We start from the raw sequence: 10,964 nt of genomic DNA on the forward strand, positions 1-10,964 counted from the left end.
GCGGCGGCGCCGGGTGGTGGAGCGGTGGCGGGCCGAACCGGGCCGGGGGGCGCCCGCGGTGCGGGGGGCCCGGGCGGTGCCTCGCGCGCCGCCGGCCAGCTCGTCGGGCGCCGGGACCCTCATCGACGTATGGGTGTCGCGGTTGGAGTCGGGCTTCGCGCCGGGGACCAACGGGACCGCGCCCCGGCGTACCCGTACCGGCGTCTCCGGCTGCCCGGCCGGCGGTGCCTCGGCGGGCTCCTCCGGCTCCGTGTCCGGCTCGTCCACGTCCAGCGGCGGCATCCCGCGCAGTATCGGGAGCTGCTCGCGCAGGCGGGCGGCCAGCTCGGACGCCCGAAGCCGCGAGGCCGGCGCCTTCGCCAGGCACTGCACCAGCAGCTGCCACAGCTCCTCCGGGATGCCGGGGAGGGGGACGACCGTCTCCGTGACGTGCCGGCGGAGCACCGCGCCGGGGTGGCCGCCGCCGAAGGGGGTGAAGCCGGCCAGCAGCTCGTAGAGCACGGTCGCCAGCGCGTAGATGTCCACGGAGGCCCGGGGCGGGAGGCCCTCCACGATCTCCGGTGCCAGATAGTCCGGCGTGCCGATGATCTTCGTGGCGCGGGTCCGGCGCGGGGAGTCGATCAGTTTGGCGACACCGAAGTCCGTCAGCAGGGCGCGGTGCGAGCCGCCCGGTCCGAGCGGGCCCTGCATGTCCAGCAGGACGTTCTCCGGCTTGACGTCCCGGTGCACCACGCCGGCCGCGTGTGCCGCCGCCAGCCCCTCCGCGACGTCCGCCGCGATCGCGACCGCCGCCTCGGGCGCCAGCCGCCGCTCCCGGTCCAGCCGGGTGCGCAGGTCCGTGCCGCGGACCAGGTCCATGACGAGCGCGAGATCGTTGCCGTCGACCACCAGGTCGCGGACGGAGACGACGTTCGGGTGCTCCAGGCCGAGCAGGGCCGTCCGCTCCTGGACGAAGCGCCCCACGAGCTCCTGGTCGGAGGCCAGATCCTCACGCAGCAGCTTGATGGCGACGGGCCCCTCGGGTCCGTCGCCCAGCCACACCGTGCCGGCGCTGCCCCGCCCCAGGATCTGGTTGGCGGTGTACCGGCTACCGATCTTCCGTGCCAAGGCTGCTCCTACAGACGCGTGTTGTCGCTAAAACTACGCGTCCGAGGAGCCAACCTTCACCGCGGAGGCGGAAATCACCCGGCAGGTGTCGACAAATCAACTGACCCGCTACGGCGTGGACGTACCGGAGCCTCCGGAGCCGCCCAGGTCCCCGATCCATCCGGTGACCGTTTCGAACCAGTCCGTGAGCTGGTCCCAGTAGCTCTTGCCGGTGCCGATCCACTCCTGGAGCGGGCTCAGCTCCCAGATCAGCCAGCCGGCCACGAACAGGATGACGATCGTGAACAGGCATCCCTTCAGACACCCGAGGCCCGGGATCCGCATCGGATTGGCGCCGCGCTGCCGCGGCTGACGCGGCTCGCGCGCCGGCCGCTGGGGCTCGGGCGTGGGCGGCGGGGCGTACCGCTGGGGCTGTTGCTGACGCTGCGGGGCGTACTGCTGCGGCTGTTGCTGCTGCTGGGGATAGCCGTATCCGGGCGGCGGTCCCTGCGGGGGACGCTGCTGCTGGCGCTGCTGGGGTCGCTGCTGCTGGGGCTGCTGCTGCGGGCGGGCGACCTGCCGCTGCGGGCGGCGGCGCAGCGGATCCTCGTCGGGATCGAGGTACTGGACCTGGGTCTGCTCGTTGCGGTCGCGTGCGGCGCGCAGCTGGGTCTGCCAGGGGTGCGGCTGCTCGGGCTGCTGCCCGTGCGGCAGGACCTGGGTCGGGTCGGCACCGCCGGGACCGGTGTTGGGCAGCACGGCGGTGGGGTCGGCGGCGCCGGCCGGGCCCCCGGTGTGCGGCAGCACGCTGGTCGCCGCGTTCGGGTCGTAGCCGGGCGCCCCGTGCGGCAGCACCTGCGTCGGGTCGGACGCGCCGGGCGTGCCGGGGACCGGCGCGGGCGCCGGGTCGGGGGCGAGGAGCACGGCGACGCTCTCGGCGGCGGCGATCTGCGCGGAGTTCGCGTGCACACCGACGCCCTCGGCGACGACACGCAGCCCGCGCGCGAGGTTCTCGGCGCTGGGCCGCTCCGCGGGGTTCTTGCGCAGACAGCGCTCTATGACCGTCCACAGCGGTTCGGGGACGGTGGAGGGGCGGCGCGGCTCGGCGCTCAGGTGCTGGTGCAGGACCTCGAGGGCCGAGCTGCCGGAGAACGGCGGACGGCCGGTGACCAGCTCGTACAGCAGGATGCCGGCGCCGTAGATGTCGACGGCGGAGGTCTGCGGGCGGCCCTCGGCGGACTCCGGCGCGACATACGCGGGCGTGCCCACGAACTCGTGGGTGCGGGTCAGGCCGGGCGAGTCCGCGAGGCGGGCGATGCCGAAGTCGGTCAGCATCGGGTGCATCTGGCCGCCGCCCTGCATGAGCAGCACGTTCGCCGGCTTGAGGTCGCGGTGCACCACGCCGTCGGCGTGGCTGGCGGCCAGCGCGTCGGCGATCTGCGCCGTGAGCAGCGCGGCGGCGACGGGCGTGAAGGGGCCGTTCTCGCGCAGGTAGCGGTGCAGGTCGGGACCGTCGACGAGGTCCATGACCAGGGCCAGCAGATCGCCCTCGACGACCAGGTCGCGGACCCGGACGATGTTCGGATGGGTCAGGCGGAGCAGCACGGACCGCTCGCGCAGGAACCGCATCACGATGTCGGGGTCGCTCGCGAGCTCCTCCTTGAGGACCTTGATCGCGACGGTCTCGCCGGGCTGCCCGGGCACGGCCGCCTCGGCCCCGGCGGTCTCCCGCTGGCGGGCTCGCCAGACGGTGCCTGTGGCGCCGCGTCCAAGCGGCTCCTCAAGGAGGTACTTGCTCCCTACCGGCCGCACGTCATGGCTCCCTGCTGCTTGCTTGCATGGTCCGACCCACTGTAGTGCCGTGGTGGGCGGGGGCGGGCTGTCGTCCGCCGAGCTTCCTGCGTACTCGTTCCCGCACGTGTTCGGAGGAAAGACGCTCGCCCTTGTCTCACGGTTGCCGCAAGACGGACGTGACTGATCTCAACTGATCGCCGGCGCCGTCCTGGGCAGGCACTTTTGCGGGCAGAGCCGACCAATCAAGATCACTTGTTCCGGAGCGGCGGGCGCTTTGTCAGTGGCAGGTGCGAGGATGCGTGCAGTACTGGCCGACGTGCTCGTGTGGGGTGGGGGATCTCCGCGCCCGTGCAGAAGGGACCGCTGACGGCGATGCAGATCCGGCTGACCGTCGTAGACCCGCTGGGCCCGCCCTCGCCCGAGTTCCCGACTCCGCCGGAGCAGGGGGGACCCCCGTCGCCGCGAGGCCGGGCCGCGAGCCGCGACGTGCTGGTCACGGCACCCGCCGGCACCGCCCTGTCCGCGGTGGCCTCGGGCCTGGCCGCGGCGGCCTGCGGCGACGTTCCGTCGGGGCCCGTGGTGCTGTACGCCGGTGCGGAGCGGCTCGACCCGCAGCGCTGCACCCTGGGTGAGCCGCCGCTGCTCGACGGCGCCGTGCTGTCCGTGGGCGGCCCGGCCGCCCCCGAGCCCCACCCCGAGCTGGACGACGCCCCGGCCCGCCTGGACGTGGTCGCCGGCCCCGACGCGGGCGGCGTCCATCTGCTGCACGGCGGCGAGGTCCGCGTCGGCCGTTCCGCCGAGGCCGACGTCCCGCTCGACGACCCCGACGTCTCCCGCGTCCACTGCGCGGTGACCCTGGGCGCGGACGGGCGCGTCGCCGTCGCCGACCTCGATTCGACCAACGGCACGACGCTCGACGGCACGCGCGTGGGCACCCGCCCGGTGCGCTTCACGCCGGGTGCGCTGCTGCGGATCGGCGAGTCCACGCTGCGGCTGGCACCGGCCGGCGGGCCGGGGCGGCGGGTCGGGACGGCACCGGACGGCGAGGGATGTGTGCGGGTCGGCCGGACGGGCGGCGGATCGTCCCCGGCCGGATCTCCGGCGGTCCTCCCGGACGGACCGTCCGGGAGGGCGGGGCATGCCTACGGGGCTGCCGGGGGCTGGGGGCTGCCGGGAGGCGGCGCGGCCGCCGCGCAGGGCCCGGCGGCGGGCGCTGCCCAGGAGGACCGAGGGCTCGGTACGCCGGGCACGGCCCACGACACGGCGCCCATGGACAAGGACGCGTACACGCGGGCGGGCACGGCCCACGCGCAGCCGAAGGAGGGCACGGACCCCCACGACCGGCAGCCCGGAGCACCCGGACCAGATGCCCGCGCCAAGGAGCACTCGCCGACACCGCCGCCCCTCGTGCCCGAGCAGGGCAAGGCACCCCGCATCGAGAGCCGCGGCGCCGGTCCGCAGGACCCGCACCCGGGCCCCGGCCCCGCCGCGCCCTCCGGTGACGGGACGCACGGGGGACGGCTGGGCGCCGGCGCGTTCGACGCCCCCGCCGGTGCCGCCCCCGGCCACCGCAAAGGCACGCCGCTGCGCGGCACCGACGTACCGCAGGGCGTGCGCAGGCGAGGCGGGCTCACGGCGTGGGCGCGGCGGCTGGCCGGCGGGCGCGGCGCCGAACAGGACGCGGCCACGCAGGGGACGTACGACGTCGAACCGGAGGGCGGAGCCGTGGCCCCGCCCGTCCGCGCCGACGCGCAGGAGACGTGGCCGGACCCGGCCGCACTGCTGCTGACCGCGCTCGGCCCCGGGCCCCGGCTGTGGGAGCGCGGGCCAGGGCACCCCGAAGCACTCACCGTGCGACTCGGTACGGCGGACCGGGCGGCGCCGGACGGCTCGGGGCTGCTGCCCGCGGTGCCGGTCACCGCCGATCTGCGCGAGGTCGGCGCCCTCGGCCTGGCCGGTCCGCGCCCGCGCCTGGCCGGGCTCGCGCGCGCGGTCGTGGCCCAGCTCGCCGCGCTGCACTCCCCCGACGCCCTGGAGATCGTCCTGATCAGCACGGACCGTGCGCGCGCCCTGGAGGAGCGCACCGCGGAGTGGTCCTGGCTCGGCTGGTTGCCGCATCTGCGCCCGGCCCACGGCCAGGACTGCCGTCTCCTCCTGGCCCACGACCGCGAACAGGCCGCGGCCCGCACCGACGAGCTCCTGCGCCGTCTGGACGACCACCTCACGGATCGGGGCGGCGCGGGCGGCACCGGGACGGCCACCGCGTCTTCGGGCCGGCAGCTCCCCGGGACCACCGGGACGCCGGCCCACGCCCCGGACGCCCCGTCCCCCCGCCCGGCCTGGGCCCGCCCCGACGACGCGGCCTCCGGCGCGGCGGACCCCGCCGGTCTCCCCGGCCCCCGCACGGTCCTCGTCGTCGACGGCGATCCCGGCGGCGCCGGTCTCCGCGAGGCCGTGGCACGCCTGACCCTGGAGGGCCCGCAGGCCGGCATCCATGTCATCTGCCTCGCCGAGACCGCCTCGGCCTCCCCCGCCTCCCCGGTCATCGAGACCTTCGAGGCCGCCTGCGCCGCGGCCCCGGCGTTCCGTGACTGCGGAGCCGTCGCCCTGCTCAGCGGCGATGTGGCGACAGCCCTCCGCCTGCTCCGTATCGCCCGGCCCACAGCAGGAGCCGACGCGACCGGATCCGCGTCCGGATCCGCCTCCTCGCACCCCGCCCCCGTGGGCCACGGCACGGTCGGCGTCGTGGACGCCGTCTCCCCCGCATGGGCCGAGCGGTTCGCCCGGGCCCTCGCTCCCCTGCGCACGGACGCGTCCGCCACCGGCACCCGGCTCGCGCGCGTCAGCACCCCTCTCCCCCAGGCAGCCCGCCTGCTGGACGAGTTGGGCCTGGCGCGGGCCACCCCCGCCTCTCTCATGACCCGTTGGGCCGACGCCGCCGACGACACCGACGCCCTCGGCGGCCGGGCGCACGCCGTACTCGGCGCCGGCCCGCGCGGCCCGGTCGCCGCCGACCTCGTCGTCGAGGGACCGCACCTGCTGGTCGAGGGCCCGCCCGGCAGCGGACGTACGGAGCTGCTGCGTGCCGTCGTGGCCTCGCTCGCCGCCGCCGAACGGCCCGACCGGCTGAGCCTGGTGCTGATGGACGGCCGGGACAGCGTGGGCGCGGGCAGCGGGCACGGCGACGGACTGCACCTGTGCATGGACATCCCGCACGTCACCACGCACCTCCTCGCGAACGACCCGGTCCGCATGCGGGAGTTCGCCCAGTCCCTGTCGGCCGAGCTGAAGCGCCGCGCGGAGCTGCTCGGCCGCTCGCACTTCGCGGAGTGGCACACCGGGCGTGCGGTGTCGGGCCGCATGGTCAGCCAGCGCGCGGCGCCCACCGCCGGTGCCGGTGACCTGGACACCCCGCCCAGCGCCACCCTGCGGCTGCGCCCGGCCGCCCCCCGCCGCCCGACGGACGACGTGCCCCCGCTGCCCCGCCTCGTCGTGGTCGTCGACGACCTGGACGCCCTGGTCGCACCCCCGCTGGGCTCTCCGGGCCGGCCCGCGGCCGGGTCCGTGATGCGCGCGCTGGAGGCGGTGGCCCGCGAGGGCGAGCGGCTCGGCGTGCACCTGGTGGCCGCCGCCGGGCCGGGCGGCCGTACGGCCGAGACCGAGCCCGCCCGGCGGGCCTCGCTGCGCGTCACCCTCGACGCCCCCGCGCCGGGACCCGACGAACCGGCGCCCGGCCGGGGCCGGTTGACGCATCCCGACGGACGGATCACGCCGTTCCAGGGAGGCCGGGTCACCGGCCGTATCCCGCGCACGGCGACGCTGCGGCCGACCGTCGTCCCACTGGAGTGGCACAGGATGGGCGACCCGCCCACCCGGCGCCCGGTCCGCGAACTGGGCAACGGGCCGACGGACCTGGCCCTCCTGGCGAGCGCGCTGGAGCGGGCGGCCCGGGAGGTGTCCGCCTCGGAGGTGCCGTCGCTGCTGTAGGCACCTGCGGGCGAGTGTAGTCACCGCCCCGCTCCCGCCCGCTGAACAGTCACGACGCGGTCACGATCGCCGACTTGACACGGTTCGCGCTCTTGCCGACCCCACGGACCCGGCGTAGACCAGTGCCACGGGACAGCGCTCGCACGTTCGACGAGGACGAAGAACGGGGCCGTAATGCACAGGAGCATCACCGACAGCCGCACCCGCACTCGCAGGACCGCCCGCACCGCGGCGGCCGCACTGGCGGGAGCGCTCGCGCTCTCGCTGAGCGCCTGCGGGGGCGACGACGACAGCGGAAACGAAGGAAGCGGCGGTACGGACGAGACCGCCACCACCGTGACACTCCCGAAGCTGGACGGCGAGAGCCTGGAGGTCGCCGCCGTCTGGACCGGCCCGGAGCAGGCCAACTTCAAGAAGGTGCTGCAGGAGTTCGAGAAGCGGACCGGCGCCAAGGTGACCTTCGTGCCCGCGCAGGACCCGATCATCAACTTCCTGGGCTCCAAGATCGCGGGCGGCGCGCCGCCGGACATCGCGATGCTCCCCCAGGTCGGCGCCATCCAGCAGGCCGTGGACAAGGGCTGGGCCAAGCCGGTCGGGACGGAGGCCCAGGAGCAGCTCGGCAAGAACTACTCGCAGGGCTGGCAGGACCTCGGCAAGGTCGACGGCAAGCAGTACGGCGTCTACTACAAGGCCGCCAACAAGTCTCTGATCTGGTACAACACCCAGGTCTTCGAGAACGCGGGCGCCGAGGAACCCCAGACCTGGCAGGACCTGCTCTCCACAGCCCAGACGATCTACGACTCCGGCGTCACCCCGTTCTCCGTCGGCGGTGCCGACGGCTGGACGCTGACGGACTGGTTCGAGAACGTCTATCTCTCGCAGGCCGGCCCGGAGAAGTACGACCAGCTGGCCAAGCACGAGATCAAGTGGACCGACCCGACCGTCACCGAGGCCCTGACCACGCTGGCGCAGATCTGGGGCAAGCAGGACTACATCGCGGGCGGCGCGAGCGGCGCGCTGCAGACCGAGTTCCCGGCCTCCGTCACGCAGACCTTCACCGGTGGCGACCAGCCGAAGGCGGGCATGGTCTACGAGGGCGACTTCGTGCAGGTCAACATCGCGGAGACGGACGCCGAGGTGGGCACGGACGCCAAGGTGTTCGCGTTCCCCAAGGTCGGCGACACCGAGCCGGTCGTCTCCGGCGGTGACGCGGCGGTCATCCTGGAGGACTCGAAGGCCGCGCAGGCCCTGGCCACGTTCCTGGCCTCGCCGGACGCGGCGACCATCCAGGCGAAGCTCGGCGGCTATCTGTCGCCGAACAAGAACGTGGACCCGAAGGCGTATCCGAACGCGGTGCAGCAGGAGATGGCCAAAGCGCTGGTCGCGGCCGGTGACGACTTCCGCTTCGACATGTCCGACCAAGCCCCGCAGGCCTTCGGCGGCACGCCCGGCAAGGGCGAGTGGAAGGCGCTGCAGGACTTCCTGAAGAACCCGAAGGACGTCAAGGGCACCCAGGAGCAGCTGGAGGCCGACGCGGCAACGGCGTACGGAGACTGAGCCGGCCATGGCGTCGGCATCCACGGCAGGGGTCCCGCCCACCAAGGCCGGGACCCCTCCCCGTAGTCGCAAGAGCGTGACCGGCACCCGCAGGACGGTGGCAGCGCTGTTCCTGCTGCCCGCCCTGGTGCTGCTCGGCGCGCTCGTGGTCTACCCGATCGGGTACTCGGTCGTGCGCAGCTTCTACGACCAGTCCGGCGACGGCTTCGCCGGATTCGACAACTACCAGGCGCTGTTCACCGACGAGGGCATCCGTACGGCGCTGAAGAACAACATCATCTGGGTGGTGTTCGCGCCGACGGTCGCGACCGCGCTCGGGCTGATCTTCGCGGTGCTGACCGAACGGGTGCGCTGGGGCACGGCGTTCAAGCTGGTCGTCTTCATGCCGATGGCGATCTCGATGCTGGCGGCGGGCATCATCTTCCGGCTCGTCTACGACCAGGACCCGGACAAGGGTGTGGCGAACGCGGTGTGGGTGGGGGTGCACGACACGTTCGCCCAGTCGTCGGCGTTCCCGAAGGCGCACCCGGGCCGGGAGTCCCCGCTGGCGGCGGACGGCGGCGGCTTCGTCACCAAGGAGCCGGTCCGCCTGGGCGAGCCGGTGGGCCTGCCCCTGGTGGGCGTCGCCCCCGACCAGATGCCCGACGGCGCCGTGAAGGCCGTGGCGGCGCAGGCCGACCCGGGCAAGGTCACCGGCACCACCTGGCAGGACTTCACCCGCGGCGAGGGTGTCGGCACCCTCAACGCCCCGGACGCCTCCGAGCTGGGCTATCCCGGCATGAAGGTCGAGGCGGTCAGGGACGGCAAGGTGGTCGCCTCGGCCACGGCGGCCGCCGACGGCACCTTCACGCTCCCGGCCACCGCCGACGGGGCCCAGCTGAGGCTCCCCGCCGGCAACTTCAAGGAGCCGTACAACGGGCTGGACTGGCTCGGCCCGTCGCTGGTCACCCCGGCCATCATCGGGTCGTACATCTGGATGTGGGCGGGCTTCGCGATGGTGCTCATCGCCGCCGGGCTGGCGGGGATGCCACGTGAGCTGCTGGAGGCGGCACGGGTGGACGGGGCCAGCGAGTGGCAGGTGTTCCGGCGGGTCACGGTGCCGCTGCTCGCCCCCGTCCTCGCGGTTGTCGCCGTCACCCTGATGATCAATGTGCTGAAGGTCTTCGACCTGGTCTTCATCATCGCCCCGGGCTCCTCCCAGGACGACGCGAACGTGCTCGCGCTGGAGCTGTACCGCAAGGGCTTCTCCGAGGACCAGCCGGGCGTCGCGAGCGCCATCGCGGTGTTCCTGCTGCTGCTGGTGATCCCGGTGATGTGGTTCAACGTCCGCAGGCTCAGGCGGGAGGTGCGGCGATGACCACGGAGTCCGCGAAAGGCAAGGAGTCCCTCGGCTCACGCCTGGCACAAGGTGTCAGCGGCGGTCTGATGCGGGTCTTCCTGATCGTCGTCGGCCTGTTCTGGCTGGTGCCGACCATCGGTCTGCTGCTCTCGTCCCTGCGCACCCCGACGGACATGAACGAGAGCGGCTGGTGGACGGTGTTCACCGAGCCGGCCCAACTCACCTTCGAGAGCTACGACAAGCTGCTGAGCAACGGGGACATCACCGGCTCCCTGCTCAACACGGTGCTGATCACGGTCCCGGCGACCGTGCTGGTCGTGGTCATCGGCTCGCTCGCCGGCTACGCCTTCGCGTGGATGGAGTTCCCGGGCCGGGACTGGTGGTTCCTGGGCGTGGTCGGTCTGCTGGTCGTCCCGGTGCAGGTGGCGCTGATCCCGATCGCCGAACTCTTCGGCTCCGTCGGGCTGTTCGGCTCGATGCTCGGCGTGATCCTGTTCCACGTCGGCTTCGGTCTGCCCTTCGCGGTGTTCCTGCTGCGGAACTTCTTCGCGGAGATCCCGCGCGAGCTGCTGGAGGCGGCGCGGCTGGACGGAGCCGGTGAACTGCGGCTGTTCGCACGGGTGGTGATGCCGCTCGGCGGGCCCGCGATCGCGAGCCTGGGCATCTTCCAGTTCCTGTGGGTGTGGAACGACATGCTGGTGGCGCTGGTGTTCACCGACTCCGGCAGCCAGCCGATCACGGTGGCGCTGCAGACGCAGGTACGGCAGTTCGGGAACAACATCGACGTGCTGGCTCCCGGCGCGTTCATCTCGATGGTGATTCCGCTGGCCGTCTTCTTCGCCTTCCAGCGGCAGTTCGTGTCCGGGGTGATGGCGGGCGCGGTGAAGTGAGGTCGAGGAACGACCTTGGGGCGGGCCGGGAAACGGCCCGCCCCTACGCGTTCACGGCCGTATGCCCCGCAGGCCGTACACACCGTAACCAATTCACTCCATCGGCCGTTCCCGGGCAGAACGCCCGCGCAGACCCGCCGACCCATGGATGCCCCTTGCCCAGGCTCAGTGTCATCGTCCCCGCGTACCAGGTGCAGGCGTATCTGCACGAGTGCCTGGAATCGGTGCTCGGCCAGTCGTGTACCGAGCTCGAACTGATCGTGGTCGACGACCGCTCGCCGGACGCCCGCGGCGAGATCGTCGAGGAGTTC

The 10,964-nt window shown here is 73.7% G+C and carries 7 protein-coding genes; 5 read left to right on the plus strand and 2 right to left on the minus strand.

Annotated elements, in window-relative coordinates:
• Window positions 1-1,107: serine/threonine-protein kinase (locus AB0O67_RS33655; protein ID WP_365458621.1), on the minus strand; the 1,107-nt coding region annotated here is incomplete at its 3' end.
• 108 nt (window positions 1,108-1,215) lie between these two features.
• Window positions 1,216-2,898 carry a serine/threonine-protein kinase gene (locus AB0O67_RS33660; protein ID WP_365458624.1) on the minus strand — a complete coding sequence of 561 codons (1,683 nt, stop codon included), beginning with the start codon at window positions 2,896-2,898 and terminating at the stop codon, window positions 1,216-1,218.
• Between the two features lie 354 nt (window positions 2,899-3,252).
• Between AB0O67_RS33660 and AB0O67_RS33665 the strand changes: the two genes are divergently transcribed.
• The 5 genes from AB0O67_RS33665 to AB0O67_RS33685 form a co-directional block, all read left to right on the plus strand.
• Window positions 3,253-6,867, plus strand: a complete 3,615-nt coding sequence (locus AB0O67_RS33665; protein ID WP_365458636.1) for an FHA domain-containing protein — start codon at window positions 3,253-3,255, stop codon at window positions 6,865-6,867.
• 174 nt (window positions 6,868-7,041) lie between these two features.
• Window positions 7,042-8,424, plus strand: coding sequence for an ABC transporter substrate-binding protein (locus AB0O67_RS33670; RefSeq protein WP_365458628.1), 1,383 nt, complete (start codon window positions 7,042-7,044; stop codon window positions 8,422-8,424).
• Between the two features lie 76 nt (window positions 8,425-8,500).
• Window positions 8,501-9,781 carry a sugar ABC transporter permease gene (locus AB0O67_RS33675; RefSeq protein WP_365458631.1) on the plus strand — a complete coding sequence of 427 codons (1,281 nt, stop codon included), beginning with the start codon at window positions 8,501-8,503 and terminating at the stop codon, window positions 9,779-9,781.
• Window positions 9,778-10,653 (plus strand): carbohydrate ABC transporter permease, encoded by an 876-nt coding sequence (locus AB0O67_RS33680; RefSeq protein ID WP_365458634.1) that lies wholly within the window; start codon window positions 9,778-9,780, stop codon window positions 10,651-10,653. Before AB0O67_RS33675 ends, AB0O67_RS33680 begins: the two co-directional genes overlap by 4 nt.
• Before the next feature lie 155 nt (window positions 10,654-10,808).
• On the plus strand, window positions 10,809-10,964 hold a 156-nt coding region (locus tag AB0O67_RS33685), incomplete at its 3' end, for a glycosyltransferase (RefSeq protein WP_365458639.1).

The organism is Streptomyces sp. NPDC086077, assembly GCF_040686175.1.
Taxonomy (GTDB): Bacteria; Actinomycetota; Actinomycetes; order Streptomycetales; family Streptomycetaceae; genus Streptomyces.